Source organism: Mesorhizobium sp. B283B1A (assembly GCF_020165735.1).
In the GTDB taxonomy this organism is placed as follows: Bacteria; Pseudomonadota; Alphaproteobacteria; order Rhizobiales; family Rhizobiaceae; genus Mesorhizobium; species Mesorhizobium opportunistum.
Map to the genome: position 1 here is coordinate 37,697 of NZ_JAIUIQ010000026.1, position 18,957 is coordinate 56,653.

General features: G+C 63.2%; 19 protein-coding genes. 5 read left to right on the top strand and 14 right to left on the bottom strand.

Features of this window, described 5'->3' with window-relative positions; all coding sequences use genetic code 11:
* Window positions 1-97: 97 nt before the first annotated feature.
* The 9 genes from LB577_RS21555 to LB577_RS21595 form a co-directional block, all read right to left on the bottom strand.
* Window positions 98-565: a cytochrome c-type biogenesis protein gene (locus LB577_RS21555; RefSeq protein WP_224688242.1), complete on the bottom strand. Its 468-nt coding sequence runs from the start codon at window positions 563-565 to the stop codon at window positions 98-100.
* The gene (locus LB577_RS21560) at window positions 562-2,547 is read right to left on the bottom strand and encodes a heme lyase CcmF/NrfE family subunit (protein ID WP_224688243.1); all 1,986 of its coding nucleotides are present in this window, start codon (window positions 2,545-2,547) and stop codon (window positions 562-564) included. Before LB577_RS21560 ends, LB577_RS21555 begins: the two co-directional genes overlap by 4 nt.
* 38 nt (window positions 2,548-2,585) lie before the next feature.
* Window positions 2,586-3,029, bottom strand: a complete 444-nt coding sequence (gene ccmE / locus LB577_RS21565; RefSeq protein WP_013896429.1) for a cytochrome c maturation protein CcmE — start codon at window positions 3,027-3,029, stop codon at window positions 2,586-2,588.
* Between the two features lie 3 nt (window positions 3,030-3,032).
* Entirely contained in the window at window positions 3,033-4,172 is a 1,140-nt protein-coding gene (gene ccmI / locus LB577_RS21570; RefSeq protein WP_224688244.1) for a c-type cytochrome biogenesis protein CcmI, read from the bottom strand.
* Between the two features lie 118 nt (window positions 4,173-4,290).
* Window positions 4,291-4,728 (bottom strand): hypothetical protein, encoded by a 438-nt coding sequence (locus tag LB577_RS21575; RefSeq protein ID WP_023764360.1) that lies wholly within the window; start codon window positions 4,726-4,728, stop codon window positions 4,291-4,293.
* A 188-nt stretch (window positions 4,729-4,916) separates the two neighbouring features.
* Entirely contained in the window at window positions 4,917-6,344 is a 1,428-nt protein-coding gene (locus LB577_RS21580; protein ID WP_283257688.1) for an ATP-binding protein, read from the bottom strand.
* Window positions 6,328-6,993 (bottom strand): response regulator transcription factor, encoded by a 666-nt coding sequence (locus tag LB577_RS21585; RefSeq protein ID WP_013896433.1) that lies wholly within the window; start codon window positions 6,991-6,993, stop codon window positions 6,328-6,330. The genes LB577_RS21580 and LB577_RS21585 overlap by 17 nt, the downstream gene beginning before the upstream one ends.
* Window positions 6,994-7,133: 140 nt before the next feature.
* Complete coding sequence (locus LB577_RS21590) at window positions 7,134-7,433, bottom strand: hypothetical protein (RefSeq protein ID WP_023777913.1); 300 nt, start codon at window positions 7,431-7,433, stop codon at window positions 7,134-7,136.
* Window positions 7,434-7,606: 173 nt separating this feature from the next.
* Complete coding sequence (locus LB577_RS21595) at window positions 7,607-8,014, bottom strand: DUF3168 domain-containing protein (protein WP_224688245.1); 408 nt, start codon at window positions 8,012-8,014, stop codon at window positions 7,607-7,609.
* Between the two features lie 123 nt (window positions 8,015-8,137).
* Here LB577_RS21595 and LB577_RS21600 point away from each other — a divergent pair, with 123 nt between their 5' ends.
* Window positions 8,138-8,506: a hypothetical protein gene (locus LB577_RS21600; protein ID WP_224688246.1), complete on the top strand. Its 369-nt coding sequence runs from the start codon at window positions 8,138-8,140 to the stop codon at window positions 8,504-8,506.
* A gap of 18 nt (window positions 8,507-8,524) precedes the next feature.
* The gene (locus LB577_RS21605) at window positions 8,525-9,592 is read left to right on the top strand and encodes a glycosyltransferase family 2 protein (protein WP_224688247.1); all 1,068 of its coding nucleotides are present in this window, start codon (window positions 8,525-8,527) and stop codon (window positions 9,590-9,592) included.
* Window positions 9,593-9,625: 33 nt separating this feature from the next.
* Here the strand turns inward: LB577_RS21605 and LB577_RS21610 are convergent, their stop codons facing one another.
* From LB577_RS21610 to LB577_RS21630, 5 genes are all read right to left on the bottom strand, one after another.
* On the bottom strand, window positions 9,626-10,432 hold the full coding sequence (locus LB577_RS21610; protein ID WP_224688248.1) for an ABC transporter permease: 807 nt from the start codon (window positions 10,430-10,432) through the stop codon (window positions 9,626-9,628).
* A complete protein-coding gene (locus LB577_RS21615; RefSeq protein ID WP_224688249.1) occupies window positions 10,432-11,265 on the bottom strand; it encodes an ABC transporter permease in 834 nt (277 codons plus the stop codon). The genes LB577_RS21610 and LB577_RS21615 overlap by 1 nt, the downstream gene beginning before the upstream one ends.
* A 25-nt stretch (window positions 11,266-11,290) precedes the next feature.
* Entirely contained in the window at window positions 11,291-12,406 is a 1,116-nt protein-coding gene (locus LB577_RS21620; protein ID WP_023764369.1) for an ABC transporter substrate-binding protein, read from the bottom strand.
* Window positions 12,407-12,474: 68 nt separating this feature from the next.
* Window positions 12,475-13,569 carry an ABC transporter ATP-binding protein gene (locus LB577_RS21625; RefSeq protein WP_023764370.1) on the bottom strand — a complete coding sequence of 365 codons (1,095 nt, stop codon included), beginning with the start codon at window positions 13,567-13,569 and terminating at the stop codon, window positions 12,475-12,477.
* Window positions 13,570-13,674: 105 nt separating this feature from the next.
* Window positions 13,675-14,571 (bottom strand): LysR substrate-binding domain-containing protein, encoded by an 897-nt coding sequence (locus tag LB577_RS21630; RefSeq protein ID WP_023777919.1) that lies wholly within the window; start codon window positions 14,569-14,571, stop codon window positions 13,675-13,677.
* A gap of 75 nt (window positions 14,572-14,646) precedes the next feature.
* Between LB577_RS21630 and LB577_RS21635 the strand changes: the two genes are divergently transcribed.
* The 3 genes from LB577_RS21635 to LB577_RS21645 all read left to right on the top strand — a co-directional run bounded on the left by LB577_RS21635 (window position 14,647) and on the right by LB577_RS21645 (window position 18,888).
* Window positions 14,647-16,248 (top strand): amidohydrolase, encoded by a 1,602-nt coding sequence (locus LB577_RS21635; protein ID WP_224688250.1) that lies wholly within the window; start codon window positions 14,647-14,649, stop codon window positions 16,246-16,248.
* A gap of 21 nt (window positions 16,249-16,269) precedes the next feature.
* A complete protein-coding gene (locus tag LB577_RS21640; RefSeq protein ID WP_023764372.1) occupies window positions 16,270-17,202 on the top strand; it encodes a dimethylarginine dimethylaminohydrolase family protein in 933 nt (310 codons plus the stop codon).
* A gap of 150 nt (window positions 17,203-17,352) precedes the next feature.
* Window positions 17,353-18,888, top strand: a complete 1,536-nt coding sequence (locus tag LB577_RS21645; protein WP_224688251.1) for an N-6 DNA methylase — start codon at window positions 17,353-17,355, stop codon at window positions 18,886-18,888.
* The last annotated feature ends 69 nt before the right edge of the window (window positions 18,889-18,957 follow it).

The following is an 18,957-nucleotide window of genomic DNA, read 5'->3' on the forward strand; positions in this document are numbered from 1 at the left end:
CGCACATTACAACGCCATTTCCGACGCATGAAACTTTGGTAATGTTGGCGGTCGACCCTGTCTGTCGGAAGACCTCACCCTTCACGCCATTTCGCAGTCAGTCCCGGCGCAGGATCGCGTCCAGCGCCGCCTGTTCATCGGCGGAGAGGGATTTTGTCGCCAGTTGCCGGCGAGAACGGGCGTTGAAGGCGATAAAGATGCCGCCTGCCAGAAGCAGAATGACGGGCGTGCCCCAAAGCAGCGCGTTGCGCAGGTCAAAGCGCGGCTTCAAAAGCACGAACTCGCCGTAGCGCGAAACCACATAGTCCATCACCTGCTGGTCGGTATCACCGGCGACGAGGCGCTGGCGCACCAGGATGCGCAGGTCGCGGGCCAGATCGGCATCGGATTCGTCGATAGACTGGTTCTGGCAGACCATGCAGCGCAGGCCTTCCGACAGTGCCCGGGCTCGCGCCTCCAGCGCCGGATCGGCCAGCATCTCGTCAGGCTTCACCGCTTGCGCCGCGCCGGCGAAGAGCAGCGCCAGAAGCAGGACAATCGACGTCAGCGAAAACCTTGCCTTCATGGCAGACCCGTTGGCGCGACCGCCGGCTTGCGGCGCCGCGAGGGCGCTCCGACTCGCAAGCGCCTGTCCATCAGCGACATGGCCGCGCCCGCCATCATCATCAGGCCACCGCCCCAGATCAGCGTCACCAGCGGCTTCCACCACAAGCGCACCACGACGGAGCCATCCTTGCCTTCGTCACCGAGCGAAATGTAGAGCTGGGAAAGACCAAGGGTCTTGATGCCGGATTCCGTTGTCGTCGTCTGCCGCACCGGAAAGAAGCGCTTGGCCGAGCTGATTTCGCCGATGGGACTGCCGCTGACACCGATCAGCTCGAAGCGGCCGCGATCCTCGCTGTAGTTGGGGCCCTGGGCCGGATAGAGCCCGACGAAACGCAGCGTGTTGCCGGACAATTCCACCGTCTCGCCGGCATGCATCGACAGTATCCTCTCGGTGCCGAAGCAAAGCGTGCCGACAATGCCGAGCGTGGTCAGGCCAAGGCCGAGATGCGCGAAAGCCGTGCCGAAGACCGAGCGCGGCAAGCCAAGCAGGCGCCGGACCATGTTCCCCGTCGTGACATTGCCGAACCCCGCCTTGACGGCGATGTCGGTGAGCGCACCAAGGATCAGCCAGACGGCAAGACCAACCCCAATGGCCGCCAATACCGAAGCGCCGTCGATGAACAGGGCGGTGACCAGTGCCGTCAGGAGGGCGCCGCCGAACGCCATCATCAGGCGCTGCGCGACCGCGAAGACATCGCCGCGTTTCCAGGCCAGCAGCGGTCCAAAGGGAACCATCACCAGCAGCGGCACCATCAGTGGTGCGAAGGTCAGGTTGAAGAATGGCGCTCCGACCGAAATCTTGTCCGAGGAAAGGGCCTCGACCACCAACGGATAAAGCGTGCCGACGAGCACGGTGGCGGTCGCCGTCGTCAGGAACAGATTGTTGAGGACGAGCGCGCCTTCGCGCGAAATCGGATGGAACAGGCCGCCGGCTGTCAGCTTCGAGGCGCGCAGCGCAAACAGCGACAGCGAGCCGCCGATGAACAGCGTCAATATGCACAGGATGAAGATGCCACGTGTCGGATCGGTGGCGAAGGCATGGACGGAGGTCAGGACGCCCGAGCGCACCAGGAAGGTGCCAAGCAGCGACAGCGAGAAGGTGAGGATGGCAAGCAGCAGCGTCCAGATCTTCAAGGCCGAGCGCTTTTCCATAACGATGGCCGAATGCAGTAGCGCGGTGCCCGCCAGCCACGGCATGAAGGAAGCGTTCTCGACCGGATCCCAGAACCAGAAGCCGCCCCAGCCGAGTTCGTAATAGGCCCAGTACGATCCCATGGCGATGCCGCCGGTCAGGAACATCCAGGCGACCAGCGTCCATGGCCGCACCCAGCGCGCCCAGGAGGCATCGATGCGGCCTTCGATGAGGGCCGCGACCGAGAAGGAGAAGCAGATCGAGAAACCGACGTAGCCGAGATAGAGCAGCGGCGGGTGAATGGCGAGGCCGAGATCCTGCAGGACCGGGTTGAGATCGCGGCCCTCGATCGGCGCCGGATTGAGCCGGATGAACGGATTGGACGTCGCCAGGATGAACAGGAAGAAGGTAGCGCCGATGGCGCCCTGCACGGCCAGAACATTAGCCCGCAGCGTTGCCGGCAGGTTGGAGCCGAAAGCGGCGACAAGCGCGCCGAAAAAGGTCAGGATCAGCACCCAGAGCAGCATCGAGCCTTCGTGGTTGCCCCAGGTCCCGGTGATCTTGTAGATCAGCGGCTGCAACGAATGCGAGTTTTCCCAGACACTCGCCACCGAGAAGTCGGAATTCGCATAAGCGCTGGCCAGCGCGATGAAAGATAGCGCCGTCAGCGCAAAACCGGTCACCGCGACCGGGCCGCCGACAGCCATCAGGCGCTGGTTGTTCAGGCGCGCGCCATACAGCGGCACGATCGTCTGCACCAGCGAAAGCGCGAACGCCAGGACCAGGGCGAAATGTCCGGTTTCAACCATGACTGTACCTGTAATTCACCGTTGCTCTCCTGCCAGAGCTATTCACTCTTGCTCTCCTGCCAGACGCCCTTGGCCTTCAGGCCATCGGCCACCTCCTTGGGCATGTAGCGCTCGTCGTGCTTGGCCAGCACGCTGTCGGCGACAAAGACGCCGTCCGGGCCGAAGGTGCCCTCGGTGATGACGCCCTGTTCTTCGCGGAAAAGGTCCGGCAGGATGCCGGTATAGGTGACCTTGACCGATTTATGGGTGTCGGTGACCGAAAAGGCGACGGTCGCGCCCTGCCCGCGCTCGATGGTGCCCTTCTCGACCAGCCCTCCCAGCCTGATGCGCTGTCCCGGCTGGACGCTGGCTGTGGCGAGATCGGCCGGCATGTAGAAATAGGATGCCTTCTGGCCGAGCGCGTAGAAGGTCAGTCCGGTGGCGGCGCCCAGGAAAGCCAGTCCGCCCACGATGACCGACAATCGTTTCTGCTTGCGCGTCATGCTCTACTCCGTCGCCGCCAGGCCGAGCGAGGCGGCAAAGGTGGTGAATTTCTTCGCTTCGTCACTGTCGGCCCCAAAAACGGCAATGGCGCGATGGAGAGCATCGCGCGCCTCATCGGCCTTGCCCAGCACGACGTAGGAACGAACGAGCCGCATCCATCCTTCCGCGTCGCGCGGATTTTGCCGCAGTTTGTCGTCGAGACCCGCGACCATGGTGTTGATCATGGCTTCGCGGTCCTGCGGCGACATGGAGGACGCGGCGTCGACATCGGCGGCATCGGGCCCTTTCGCGGCCGCGCCGGAAGCGACTTCGGGGTTGCCGGATTTGGCCAATACCTGCTCGATGGCGCCGCGCCACGGTGAATCCGGCGGCAGCGTGCCGAGCATCGCCTGCCAGGAGGCAACCGCTTCCTTGGTTCGCCCCTCCTGCGCCAAGGCCACCGTCAGATAGAAACTGGCTTTCGCATTGGCCGGATCGAGTTTCAGCGCCGCCTCGAAAGCATCCTGGGCATCGGCCGAAACAATGCCGCCCGCCGCACCGGCGATCGCTTCGCCAAGGCCGGCCTGGCGGACAGCGCTGTCGCCATCGAGGCGAATGGCGTTGCGGTAGGCGGCGGCCGCGTCGGAAAAGCGCTGCATGCGCAGATAGACCGGGGCCAGCACATCCCACCCCCGGCCGTCGGAAGGATTGGCGGCAAGGTGAGCCTCCGCCCGCGCGACCAACTCGTCGACCGAGCTGTCGGCCGGGTTCTTGGCCAACCGCTCGCTGAGCGGCTGTGACGGCAGGTCGGGCGAACCGAGCTGGCTGTAAAGCCCCCAGCTGACCAACGGTACCGCCAGCACCGCGACGGTCGCGACAAGTCTTGAGGTGGCCGACGCCGGCCTGGCCGATGCCTTGCCGGCTGGATCCGCATTGTCGAGGCGCAGGATGCGGCGGGCGATCTCGGCGCGTGCCTCGGCCGCTTCCGCCGGCTGGATCAGGCCCCGCGCGGCGTCGCGGTCAAGCTCGGACAATTGATCGCGATAGACTTCCAGATCGTGGTCGCCGCTCAACGCGCCGCCTTTCGAGCCGGCAGCCAACGGCAACAGCACCGCCAGGCTCGCGCCCAGCGTCAGGATTGCGGCTATGACCCAGAACAGCATGGCTCTTCCAATAAAGGCAGAGACTTGCCCTGCCAACATGTCCATCCTGCGACGCTTTGACGGCAGACGCGCCTGACGTCCTTGATCGACGTCAAGCGACCAGCTCCCAACCGGGATCTCAGGTCAGCGGCGTCCAGCTGCCGTCGGTGTTGCGGCAAGCGGTTCCGCGGGCGGTGACGCCGGCTCCGCCGGTGAACACCGTCTGCGTGTACTGGCGGCAGTCCTGTGAACCGACGCGATAGGGCTGGGCCGGCACCACCTCGCCATAGCGCGAGGCCTGGTCGCCTTTCCACGTCACCTTCTGGCCGCTTGTCGTATATTCGAGCGCCTTGTATTCGGCCTCGAGCGCGCTGCGCTTCTCCGTTGCGCTCAGGCTGCTGCCGATCGAACCGCCAATCAGGCCACCGCCCATCGCGGATATGATCGAGGTGGTGACCTTGCCGCCCGAAGGAGGCGTCGAGGCCGGTGTCGGGGTCAGGGTCGGGCCCTTGCCGCTCAAGGTGGTGCAGCCGGACACGGCCAGCAATGCGGAAACAAGCGCGACGCGAATCTTCATGCCAACAACCGGTTTTCTTGAGTTGGAGCCTGCCATGGATGCGCCTGGGGCCGCGTCATCGGAGAAGTGGGCGTCGCCATAGTATTGATATTTGTCGGAAATTTGGCCATTGTCGGCCACTCCGGGACCAATCGATATGCCGCCATAACATGTGCCGGCCATCGGTGTCGATTGGCCCCTGGGAAACGTCACTGAAGGCTCCGCAACCGCACCACCGCCTTCAATCCGCCCATGCCGGACCGTTCGAGCGCGAGAACGCCTCCATACTCGTTGACGAGGTCGGCGACAATGGCAAGCCCCAGACCTGTGCCCGGTTTTGTCTCGTCCAGGCGTCTTCCGCGCTTCAGCGCGTCGCGCGCTCTGTCCTCGGGAATGCCGGGGCCGTCGTCGTCGATGCTGATCTCGAACAGATGGTCATCCTTGCCGACCAAGGGGACGACCGAGATCGACACCGCGCTCCTTGCCCATTTCATCGCATTTTCAAGAAGATTGCCGAGCAGTTCCTCGAGATCCTCGCGCTCGCCGGCAAAGACGATCTCGGATGCCGGCAGCGTCAGCGACAGGCTCGTCTGCGGATTGAGCTTCTGCAAGACCCGCACCATGCGCTGGACCAGCGGCGCCACCGGCGTGCGGTAGACGACGCTGTCGCGCTGCGCCGCGACGCGGGCGCGCTGCAGGTAATGATCGACCTGCTTCTGCATGGAGGCGGCCTGTTCGGCGATCAACTGCCCTTTGGCGCCGCCGAGCGCGCGGCCCTCGTTGAGCAGCACCGCGAGCGGCGTTTTCAGCGAATGGGCGAGATTGCCGACCTGGGTTCGCGATCGCTCGACGATGCGTTTGTTGTTTTCGATCAATGCGTTGGTTTCGTTGGCTAACGGTTCGATCTCGGCTGGAAAACGGCCGTCGAGCCGCTGCGCGGTGCCCTCGCGCACCATGGCGAGCGCGTTCCTGACCCGGCGCAGCGGCTGCAGGCCGAGCAGGATGGCGATAGCGTTGATGGCGATCATGCCGATGCCGAACAGGCTGAGATAGGTCAGCAGGCGGCGCTGGAAGGTTCCGATTTCCTGTTCGAGTTCGCTCTGATTGCCCATGACGCGGAAACGCGCGGCACGGTTCTTGGCGTCGAGGACGAATTCGCTCTCGAAAACTTCGAGTTGCTCGCCGTCGATACCCTCGGCCGAATAGCTGCGCTGGAAGCTGGCATTGAAAGGCACTTCGGCGACGCTTGGCGACGGGATGGCCCTGGTCATCGAAGAAGAATGGAGATCGCCATGCACGCCTTCCGAGGCCGGTTCCACCGACCAGTACCAGCCCGAATTGGGCTCGGAGAAGCGGAGGTCGCCGAGATCGGGGGCGCCGGTGAGCGCTCCGGTATCGGAAATGCCGATGGAGCCGATCAGATTGAACAGATGCGCCGAAAGCAGGCTGTCGAAACCGCGTTCGCTGGCCTGGCGGTACAGCGTGGTGATCAGGGTGAAGATGACGACCAGGGTCAGGATCGCCCAGACCGTGGAGAAGGCGATGACGCGGAACGTCAGCGAGCGCGGCCACAAACGCAGCGAAAGCGGCGTCCTTGCGATTGGTTTGAGCGGTTCCGAGTTACGCCTCCGGCTCACGCATGCGGTAGCCCATGCCGCGCACGGTTTCGATCATGTCGATGCCCATCTTCTTGCGCAGCCGCCCGACAAAGACCTCGATGGTGTTGGAATCGCGGTCGAAATCCTGGTCGTAGAGATGCTCGACCAGTTCGGTCCGCGAGACCACATCGCCCATATGGTGCATCAGATAAGCGAGCAGGCGGAATTCGTGCGAGGTCAGCTTCAGCGGCACACCGTCGACATCGGCCTTCGACGCCTTGGTGTCGAGACGCAGCGGCCCGCAGGTGAGCTCGGACGAAGCGTGGCCGGCGGCCCGGCGGATAAGCGCCCTGACCCTGGCCAGCACTTCCTCGATATGGAACGGCTTGGTGACATAGTCGTCGGCGCCGGCATCGATGCCGGAAACCTTGTCGCTCCAGCGGTCGCGCGCCGTCAGGATCAGCACCGGCATCTTGCGGCCGCCGCGGCGCCAGCGCTCGACCACGCTGATGCCGTCCATCTGCGGCAAACCGATGTCGAGCACGACTGCGTCGTAAGGCTCGGTGTCGCCGAGGAAATGGCCTTCCTCGCCATCGAAGGCACGGTCGACGACATAGCCGGCATCGACCAGCGCGTCGGCTATCTGGCGGTTGAGATCCTTGTCATCCTCGACGACGAGTACGCGCATGCGGAGATCGATACCTGTTGAAGCTTTTTTTGGACTGAAGACTTGGTCGAATCGAAGGTTGGGGTCGGATTGAAGATTGGGGTCAGATATAGGCCGATTCCGGCGGCCTGGGAAACGAGAGCTGTAAGATGAAGGATCGGTCAGTTCTGCGGCACGACGATCTCGGAACGGCGCGGACGCTGCCCGTCCTTGCCGGGCACCAGCACGACTATGACGCAGACCGGCTGGCCGCCGCGCGTCGACTGCGAGGCCTTGGCCAGCGTTCCGCCATTCTGCTGGGCAACCTGCTGGCCGATCGCATAGCAGTCGGATGCGGCCAGAACGATCGGGCTGACCTGGTCGGGGGCAATGACCGGCATCGCCACCGCCTGCGACGCAAACAGCCCGGCAGCACATAGCGCCAGTGTCGCGGTTCGGAAATGGGAGCGGAGCGTTTTCATGGCCAGCGTTGTAACGCATCGGTGCTGAACGTGAAATGAACGGTGATCGAAGCACAAAACATGTCCGCTACACCCCTGAAAACACAGATGACCAATCGTGATTTCGACGCCCCAACCCGACGAAATCCGGGAAACGGCAGTCTAGACTCTGTTTCGGTCATATTGAAAGCGCGTCAGGCATTTTCCTGCGTCAGGGCGCGAAACCGCAGCAGCCCGTGATGCACCAGGAGCTCCTCGTCGTAGCGGGCTTCGGTGAACTCGAGCGACAGCCGCGTCTGTCCGCGAGGACCGATGACCAGCACCGCGTCGTCAAGGCGTGCCTTGATGGCGTCCATGATGGCAAGCGTTTCGGCTTCACCCTGGGCCTTCGACCAGACGTGCAGCGTGATCAGCTGATCGTCATTGTTCTCGACGCCCGTATCCCAGTCGAAGGCACTGGTCTGACCGCAGGTCACATAGGGAAAAGCGGCATTGTCGACCGCCCGTTCGAGCAGCCCGGCACCGCCCAGCAATGCCGACAGGGAGGCGTCGCCTTTCAGTCTCAGAAACAGTGCCTGCTGCAAATCGCCGGGCGCGGTCATCGTCCTTTTCCTCAAGCCTTGCGCCACCGACATCGGCTTTCGCAAGCCTGTCCGTCTGCATGTTCCGCCAGATATAGTCGTTCGCGACGCGAAGACGATGGCGATTCGTCTCAGAACCTGCCGATGCCCCGTTCAGCCGATGTCGCGCAAACTAACGATGAAATCGCCAAGCGCAAACATCCACATGCCAGTTTTCAGGCGGCGGGCTTGTTCCAGCCGCATTTGAAGGCCAGCATCGGCCGTGCCTTCAAGGCGTCCGCTTCGGTCCCACTGCGATCGAACGCGACGCCATTTTCGTCAACCTTGGCCGATGGCCGGGAGCGTCGGCGTTTGCTGGCCGGCCACACACTTGACCCAGTCGGCCACCGCGATCCTCGAAGGCAATTGCGGCTTTGCATGAAGTCGCAGAGAGACGTGATCCGTCTCCCGACGGATCGGCGCGAGCTTGAAGAGGAGCCAGCCCACGAGCGGGTTTTGCCAAAATCAACGTAAGACGCGAGGTCGAAAGCGATGCAGTCCACCGCCCACAAAATCCCGGTATCCATCATTATCCCGAACTACAATTACGCGCGTTTCCTTGAACGCAGCATCGACAGCGCCCTGGAGCAGGACCACGACGACGTCGAAGTCATCGTCGTCGACGATGCATCGCAGGACAATTCCACGGCCATCATGGAATCCTACGGCGACAGGATCCTTGCTTGTCCGAGACGAAAGAATGGCGGGCATGCGGCTGCCTTCAATACCGGCTTTGCCGCCAGTTCGGGCAGAATCATCCTCTTCCTCGACGCCGATGATTATCTTTATCCGGGGGCCGTCTCCAGGATCGTCGACACTTGGGACGCGGCAACTGCCCAGGTGCAATCCAGACTGCACATTGTCGATGAGCGGCAACACATCAAGGACGTCTTTCCGCCGCCCGAACTGCCCTTCGACAGCGGTGATGTCGTGCCGAAACTGATGCACAAGGGACGCTACCAGACGACCGTGACCAGCGGGCTGGCCTTCGACCGGACGACCCTGGAATCGATCATGCCGATTCCGGAACCGGATTTCCGTCAGGGCGCCGACGGCTATCTTGCGACGCTGGCGCCGCTCCATGGCCACGTCCAGTCCATCGATGAATGTGTCGGGGCTTACCGGATCCACGGCGCCAACCATTCGGTTTTCGGTGAAAAGCTCGCCGAGCGGGCGCGCTGGCGGGTGGAGCACGATTTCCACCGCATGGAGGCGCTGTCGGACCAGGCATCGCAGGCCGGCCTGACCGTCGTGCCGGCAGACGTTGTTCGCCACGATCCGGTCCATCTGGAAGAACGGCTGGCGTCGCTCTGCGCGGACAGGCACCGGCACCCCGTGGCCGATGATTCCCGGCTGGCGCTCGCGGCGGCGGGCGCTGTCGCCAGCCTCGAAATGTCGGCGTCCCTGCGCCGCCGCGCCGTCCTTGCCGGCTGGTTCCTGTCGGTCGGCATGCTGCCGCGGCAAATGGCGATGGCGGTGCTGTCGTGGAAGCTCGACGCATCGTCCCGGCCGAGATTCCTTGCCAGCCTGTCCAGCACAATCCGCCGCGCGATGGGGTAGCCGAAGCCCTTGAAGGACGACCACTGACCGCGGTCAAGGCCTGCCGCGCAACCGGACCACGAAGCTGCGCATCGCCAGCACCAGCACGGTGATGATGATCAGGATCACCGAGAGGGCGGCGATTGCCGGATCGATGTTGTCGCGCAGGCCCATCCACATCAGCCTTGGCAGGGTGATGGCGTTGACCGAGGTGATGAACAGCGTGACGCCGATCTCTTCCCAGGACAGCACGAAGGACAAAAGTGCCGCGGTGACGATGCCGAACTTGATGTTTGGCATGATGACGCGGGTGGCGCGCTCCCACACCGAGGCGCCGAGGCCGCGCGCGGCAAGGTCGATGCGCCGGTCGAGCTGGCTGAGCGAAACCAGGATCAGCACCGTGGCGAAAGGCACCGTCATAACCGAATGCGCCATGGCGACGCCAAGCCAGGTATCGTATCCGAAGAAGGAGCTGACGCCGGAGATCGAGGTGAGCAGGAAATAGAGCGTCACCGCCGAGACCACCGGAGGCACCACCATCGGCAGCAGCACGAAGCCGACGAGGGCCGCGGTGAAACGCGGCTGGAACATCCACACGCCGAGGCTGAAGCAGAGCGCCAGCACCGTGGAAATCGCGCTGCTGACGATGCCGATCCTGATCGACAGCAGGATCGACTGAAGCCAGCGCGGATCCTCGATCAGCGAACGATAGTGGCGCAGCGACAGTTCGCCCGACGGCATCGCCAGCATGCGGCTCGGCGTCAGCGACACCGGGATGACGGCGAGCAGCGGCAAAAGCAGGAACAGCGCCACCAGAACGGCCAGGATCAGCGAGACGGGTCCGGGGCGATAGGTCGGCATCAGATCAACTGCTTCGGTCTGACATAACGGAACAGAAGCGCCATCAGCGCACCGACGAACAGCACCAGCACGACGCTGATCGCCGCACCCAGCCCCCAATCCGGGCTCTGGAAGATGCGGAGATAGATCAGTTCGGCGATCATCACGCTGCGGCCGCCACCGAGGATCGCCGGCGTGACGAAGAAGCCAAGCGAGAAGACGAACACGATCATCGCCGAGCCGATGATGCCGGAGCGGGTCATCGGCACGAACACGGTCCAGAAAGTGCGCATGCGGCTGGAGCCGAGCCCGCGTGCCGCCAGCAGCACCCGGTCGTCGAGGCTGCGCATGGCCGAGGCGAGCGGAAAGACGGCGAACGGAATGAGGAAATGCGTCATGCCGACGATGACGCCGAACTCGTTGCGCACCAGGGTCAGCGGTTCGGAGATGAAGCCGATCGCCTGCAGCCAGGTGTTGATCAGGCCGCGATTGGACAAAAGCGCCACCCAGCCGAAGGCGCGCGTCAAAACCGAGATCCAGAACGGCACCAGAATGCAGAATTCGGCGATAAGGCGCTGCGCCGGCGTGCCACGCACCCAGACGACTGTTATCGCATAGGCGGCAGCAACCGAGACGACCGTGACGATGGCCGCGATGCGCAATGTGCGGATGAACACCGACTGCACCAGATCGTCGGTGAGCAGTGCCTCGTACTGGCCGAGCCCCGGCGTCGGCAGCGTGAAGCTCCACTTGACGACACCGAGGAACGGCCATGCATAGGCGAGGACAAGAAACAGGAGCAGCGGCGCCATCAACAGCGCCGCGCCCATCCTGTCGGAGAGATATGCTCTCATCTGGACCCGATGATCCCGGCCTTGGTCAGGCCGAGATGATCTTGGTGTATTCGTCGAGCGCCGGCCCGTAGTTCTTGGCGTACCAGTCCATGTCGAGCGCGATCTGCTTCTTCATGTTCTCGGGATCGACCGGGTTGATGCGCTTCTTGTCGGCGGGGATCAGTGCGTCGGCGGCCGGATTGGCGGGGCCCTGCCCCAGCTTGTCGAACATGACGAGTTGCTTTTGCGGATCCTGCGCACTGGCGATGAACTTCATCGCCGCGTCCTTGCCGCCGGGGTTGTTCTTGAGCACGGCAAGGGCACCGGGCGAGATCAGACCCTGGTCCCAGATGAACTTGATCTTGCCGCCCGAGTCCTGCTCGATCAGCGAGGCGCGGGTCGACCAGACGATGGCCATCGACGCCTCGCCGTTGAGCAGCACGCTCTGGCTCTCGGCGCCGCCGCCCCAATAGGCGACGACGTTCTCCTTGAAGGCGGCGATCTTGTCATGCGCGCGCTTGAGGTCGAGCGGATAGAGCGAGGCCGGGGCGATGCCGTCCGCCAGCAGTGCGGCTTCCCAGCTCGAAACGCCCCATTTGTAGAGCGAGCGCTTGCCGGGGAACTTCTTCACATCGAAGAAATCGGCCATGCCGGTCGGTGCGTCCTTGCCGTATTTCTCGGAATCATAGGCGATGACGTAGGAGAAGAAATAGGTCGAGGCGGCATACTCCCAGCCGAAGCCCGGCCGCATCTTCGTCTTATCGACGATCTTGTAGTCGATCGGCTCCAGCGCGCCCTGGGCGCCGAGCGTGATGGCCGAGAATGGATCGACGTCGACGAGGTCCCAGGTCGGGGCGCCGCTCTTGGACTGCGCGGCGATCGCGCCTTCGGTCGGGCCGGAGCCGTCCATCTTGACGGTGATGCCGGTGTCCTTGGTGAAAGCCTGGCCGTAGGCGGCGTCGTAAGCCGTGATGGCGTCGCCACCCCAGTTCACCAGAACCAGTTCCTTGGCCTGTGCAAAGGCACCGGTCGAGCGCAAAAGCATCGGCGTGCCGGCGAGCACGAGTGCTGCCAGTTGGGTGAACTGGCGGCGCGAGATCTCGCCGCGACCGGCCCTGGCGGACAGCGTCTCGATGGCTTGTTTCTTGGTATCGTTCGTCATGTCAGTTCCCCTTTTTTGTCGTTGATCATTCCCGGAAGCCTGCGTGTCCCATCGGTCCACGCCGGTTGTCATTGTCCTCCTTCCGGAAGGAGGAAACCCTTTTCCGCCGGCCAGGTCAGCCAGACGGAATTGCCTTTGCTCAGCGCCGCGGCCGCGACCTCGTTGGGCACCGAGACGGTCACCCTGGCGCCCTGCCGCGTCGTCAGGTCGAGCTTGGTCGCCGCCCCCAGATAGGTCGAAGCGGTGGCGGTCGCGGCAATGCCGTTCTCGCCGGCGGCGGCCTCGCCAGCGATCGACATATATTCGGGGCGGATTGCCAGGATTGCATCGCCACGGACTTTCTCGGCCTTGCAATGCATGCTGACCGCGCGGTCCTCGCAGACGCCCGTCGAGCCACTGCCGGTGGGCTTGACCCCTTTCAGCGGCAGCATGTTGATCTCGCCGAGGAACTCGGCGACGAAGCGGTTGTCCGGCCGGTCGTAGACCTCATCGGGCGCGCCGACCTGCAGCAATTTGCCGTGGTTGAAGATGGCGACGCGCGACGACAGCGCCAGCGCCTCGCTCTGGTCGTGGGTGACGAAGACGAAAGTGGTGCCGGTTTCCTGATGCAGGCGCTTCATCTCGGCCTGCATCTGTCCGCGCAGGCTCTTGTCCAGCGCCGAGAACGGCTCGTCGAGCAAAAGCACGCCCGGCTCGAACACCAGCGCGCGAGCCAGAGCCACGCGCTGCTGCTGGCCGCCGGAGAGCTGCGACGGCAATTTCTTCTCATGGCCAACCAGCCCGACGCGCTCGATCATCTCGCCGACGCGCTTCTTGATCTCGGAGGCCGATTTCTTGCGGACCTTGAGCGGGAAAGCGATGTTGGCCTCGACGCTCATATGCGGGAACAACGCATAGCCCTGGAACACCATGCCGGCGGCGCGCTGCTCGGCCGGACGGTTGGTAATGTCGGTGCCGTCGCTCAGGAGGCGGCCCTCGGTCGGCTGCACGAAGCCGGCGAGGATCATCAGGAAGGTGGTCTTGCCCGAACCGGAGGGGCCAAGCAGGGTCAGGAACTCGCCGCGGCCGATATTGAGCGTCAGATCGTCCAACGCACGGAACGAGCCGAAGCTCTTGCCGATCCCGATTGCCTTGATCTCTGCGGCCCGGCCGGGTTGCTGCATCCTGCCATCTTCCTCAGTCCCAAGAGGAAATCGTAGGCAGGCCGGAGGCTCACCGCAACCGAATAGTTTTCGCCTGATCGGCAAATTTGATTCATCAATGGTCGGTCAATATGGCCTGACCGGGTTCTCCGAGAGCTTCGATCTCAGCCAGCCCCCGAACGCCTCCAGTACCGGATGGCTCGTTTTCGCGTGCTCGGAGACCAGGTAATAGGAACGCGGCGACTTGATCGCGATGTCGAACGGCCTGACCAGCCGGCCTTCGCTCAAGGCGCGCCGGCTGGTCAGTTCGTCGCCCATGGCAATTCCCTGGCCGGCGATCGCCGCCGAGAAGACGAGGTTCATGTCCGAAAAGAAGATGCCGCCCTCGGTGTCGGGGTTTTCCACCTTGGACAGCGCCAGCCAGCGCGCCCAATCCTCGGTGTCGTCAAGGTGAAGCAGATTGGCGCGCAGCACGTCCGCGGGCCGAGAAAAGCCGCCGACCTTGTTGAGCAGCGTCGGACTGCAGAGCGGCGTGAACGAGATTTCACAGAGCGGCTCGACGGCGCGGTTCGGCCAGTTGCCGACACCGAAAGCGATGAAGGCATCGGCGTCGGCATTGCTGACATCGTCGAGCCGCCTGGGGGTCAGGATGCGCAGCGCCACGTCAGGGTACATCTGCCGGAACTCGCCGATATGGGTGCATAAAAACAACGAGGCGAAGCCCGGCGTGCAAGAGATGGCGAACGAGCCGCCAACGCCGGTCCCGGCATCGCGCGTCACCGCATCGCCAAGCACCGTCAGCGCCTTGCGCACGTCGCTGGCATAACGCTGGCCGCGCGGCGTCAGCGCCACGCCCTTGCCGATGCGCTCAAGCAGGTCGAAGCCGAGGTCGCGTTCGAGCAGGCGCAGTTGATGGCTCACCGCGCTGCGGGTGAGGTGCAGCTCATCGGCGGCGCGCCAGACGCTGCCATGACGGGCGAAGCTGTCGAGGGCGCGCAGCGCCTGTGTGGAGGGAATTCTCAAGAGGTGAACCGAATTTGCACGAACCGGGAAAACATATCACTTTTTGGCGAGCCGCTTCACTGCTTTCTTTGCCGCATGGACAAACCGGTGACGACATCAGCGCAGGAGACCGCGCTTGCCTGCCTCGACGGCATCCAGCCGTCGCTGTCGCAGTGGACGCGCACCATCTTCGATTTCGGCGAGACCGCATGGCGCGAATACCAGTCGGCCGCCTGGTATGTCGCGCGGCTGAAGCATGAGGGCTTTTCCGTCGAGGAAGGCTCGGGCGGCATGCCGACCGCGTTCTGCGCCCACTGGACGAATGGCGCCGGGCCGACGATCGGCCTCTATGCCGAATATGACGCGGTGCCCGGCAACTGCCAGGACGCGGTGACGGTGAAGCAGCCGCGGCCCGGCCTGGGCTTCAAGGCCGGGGGCCACACCGATCCGCATTCAGGGCTCGGCATGGCGAGCCTCGGCGGCCTGCTTGCGGTCAAGGCGGCCATGCAGCGGCACGGCATTGCCGGCACGTTGCGCTTCACCGGCGAACCCGCCGAGAAGGTGCGCGGCTCGAAGCCGATCCACGCGGCCAAGGGGTATTATGACGGCCTTGCCGGCATGATTTCGTTCCATCCCTTCTACATGCTGCCGCTCTGCAACACGGCGCGCTGGGACACGCATTGCGGTGCCGCCTATTCGATGATCTACCGCTTTGTGTGCGACGAACCCGAAAACTGGGTTCGCGCAGGCGACGGTGCACCGATCCCGCAGGCGCATTCGGCGGTGCGGGCGCCCGGCGCCAACGACGCGCTGATGACGATGTACATGACCTCCAAGGCGCTGCGCGATTCCATGCTGCCGCACCAGGGCGGCTGGTCGATCAGCGAGGCGATCCTGACCGCCGGCCAGGCGACCGCTGACAATCTGCCGGCGGGCCTGGCCGAGATCCAATACATGATCCGCGTGCCGACCATTGCCATGGCCGAACAGGTCACTGCCGTGCTCGATCGCAATGCCACGGCCGCCGCCGCGATCAGCGGCTGTCGATTCGAGCGTCACTGGGTATCGAAATCGCGGCCGGGGCTTGCCAACCACGCCATGGCCGAGATCGCCTATGCCGCGCTGTCGACGGTCGGGCCGCCGCACTGGGACGAGGCCGCCAGAGCGGTCGCGCGCGAAATCCAGGTCAATGCCGGGGGTACCGCGACGGAAGAACCATTCATCGACGAGCTGGAGCGACTGATCGACCCCAGGCAGGCCGAGGAAATCCTGCGCCGTGACCTGCCGCCGTCGCAGCTGAATTCGACCTCCGACGACTACACCGACATGAGCTGGCATGCGCCGACGGCGAGGTTCTATGTCGCCCGTCCGGCGCTGCGGTCGGCAAGCGGCCAGCCCTACCCGGCGTGGGTGATGAACGCGCTTGGCGGCATTGCCGCGACGATCGATCCAATGGTCATCTGTGCGGCCAAGACGGTCGCGCTGGCGGCACTGCGCCTGCTCGAGGACAGAAAAGCCCGCGATGCGGCGATGGACGAGTTCGTCACCCGCACCGGCGGCGGCATCGGCGGGACGAACTGGATCGCGCCGCTCTGCGACTACGACCCGCCGATCCATTTCCGCTGGCCCGAATATGTCACCACCGCGCGCGGCCGCGACTGGTGGATACCGAGCGGTCAACCCGACCAAACCGCATGATCAAAGCACGAGGAGAACCCCATGACAGTCCATGATCGCATCGTCGCCGAACCGTTCTCGCTGCAGCGCCGCAACCCGGCCGGCGGCACCAAGCCGCTGACCGTCTGGGGCTTCGCCAACGAAACCGACGTCTTGACCGACGTCCTGCTTGGCTCGCCGAATTTCCTGCGCCATCTGTCGACCAGTTCGCTGTCGCGCAAGCATCTGCGCGAGGCGCCCTGCAACGTCCAGATCGCGCAGGCGCAGCACAAGGACCTGGTCGCCGCCTATGAGCATTTCGGCGTCAACATCCATTGGCACGAGCCGACGCCGGAACTGCCGATGCAGGTCTACTCGCGCGATTCCAGCGTGATGACGCCATATGGCGCGATCATCACCGCCATGGCCAACTGGTGGCGGCGCGGCGAGAACTACGCCGCGATCCGCACTTACGAGAAACTCGGCATCCCGATCTACGACATGGTCACGGCGGGCACGTTCGAGGGCGGCGACTTCAACGTCATCGAGGACGGCGTGGTGCTGATCGGCTGCGGCGGCGCCCGCACGCAGGAGGAAGGCGCGCGCCAGGTGCAGGCCTGGTTCGAAAAGGAAGGCTGGGAGACACGCATCGCCTTCATCGACGAGTATTACGTCCATATCGACCTGATGGTGGTGCCTATCGCCGAGAAGCTCACCGCCGTCTGCCTCGCCTGCACCGAGCCCGGCATCGTCGACTGGCTGAAAGGCAAGGGCCACGAGATCATCGACGTGCCGTTCCAGGACACGATGGCACTCGGCTGCAACTTCATGTCGCTCGGCAAGGACCGGGTCATCGCGCCGACCTCCAGCCAAACGCTGATCGGCCAGCTCAAGGCGCGCGGCTTCGAGGTCGCGGCAGTCGACATGAGCGAGATCTCCAAGACCGGCGGCGGCATCCACTGCATGGCGCAGGCGCTGAAACGCGAAGCGGCCTGAGGGCGGCTGGCCCATTTGCTCCGCTGGCACCTTTGCGCTTTGGAACGAGTTCCTTTAGGGTTATCTTGCCATTTTGAGCGACTATCCTGACCGAGTCGACTGCGGCCAGAGGTTGTATGCAAAACGCGATTTTTGGGGACGACTCTCATAGTGCAGGTTAGAAAGCGCAAAGCGCTTGGCGCTTTCTATACGCCTGCCAACTTGGCTCAATATCTGGCCGGTTGGGCAGTGATATCACCTACTGCGACAGTGCTTGAGCCGAGCATTGGTCGTGGTGCGCTTGTCGAGGCAGTCCTAGAGAACCTTGATGCTGCCGCTGGTGGTCGGGTGATCGGGTACGAAATCGATGAAGATACTTGTCGCGCCGCCCAAGCCAAATTTTCAGATAGCCCAGTTACGATCCACAATGCCGATTTCCTCAACTTGCCGCCAGAAAGCATCAAACCGGTGGACGCAATCGTTGCAAACCCACCGTTTACCCGCAACCACCAATTGCCCCGTCATATCCGAAACGAATTGAAGGGGCGATCGGATTTTGCCAACGTAGTAACGGGAGCACCTGGGATCTGGGTCTACTTCGTTCTCGCGAGCTTTTCTTACCTGAAACTCGGCGGTCGCCTGGCGTCAATTGCGCCAGGTGCGATTGCCTTCACCGATTACTCAGCATCACTGCTGGAAATTCTACGCCAACGGTTTCGAACCGTAACGCTTGTCGCAGTAGATGGACCCGTTGAATGGGAGGGAGCGGCCCAGGAGCGCCCGGCGATCATTCTGGCGGAAGGGTTCGGTCTCGGCCCCGCGTCTGAGGTTCGTCGGCACACGATTTCACTATCGGCTACGCAAACTGTTAGCGCCGCTGTCACGCCGCACAAACCGGTCCAGAGCCAAATTCTTGGCGACTTAGCCCGCCTTGAAATTGGAGTCGTTACCGGCGCAAATAGATCCTTCGTAATTTCCGAAACTCAGGCCCGTGAACGCGACCTGCCCAGAGTTGCTCTGCTGCCCATCGTATCGCGCGCCCGTCATGTCCGGGGGTTATCTGTCACAAGCCACGAAATGCGCATGCTCGCCCAAGAGGGAGAACGCACCCTCTTACTTCTCCCGGAGACACTTGGGCCAAGAGGTGGCGCAATTCGACGATATCTAGCAACTGTTTCGAAGGAGCAACGGCGCGGGACGCTCTGGTTCTCAAAGAGGGACCCATGGTGGCGCGTGCAGTTGGGGCGAACTTGCGACGCGATATTTACCTATATGAACAACTCGGGGCCTCGGCTGGCGATTGTCGACCCGGGGCTTGTGTGTACAAATACCTTACATCGTGTTGCGTTTATCAACCGCGATCCAACTCACGCACTCACGATTTGCGCAAGCATGCTCACAACGTTCACGCAGCTTGAGGCGGAACGTCTTGGGAGAGTCTACGGCGGAGGTGTCCTTAAGTTTGAATTGAAGGATGCGCGAAGGCTGCCATTGTTAATCCCGCCAACCTCCATAGAAAGGCAGAGCTTTGAACGTCTTGACTACATAATGAGAACCGAGGGTCAAGATGCAGCGACGTTATTTGCCGATGGGATCATTCTGCCGCACTTTTTCGGCGCGGACTGGATTCGTGTTCAAACAGACTTGCGGAAGCAACTCTCTATCCTCCGAGCGCGCAGGGGAATTGCGGACAAAAACTCAGACTAGCTGGCGTACTTTGGCGTACACGGGAGCGTCGGTCGATCTAAGCAGGAATCTTTTTCGGAGCTTATCGGA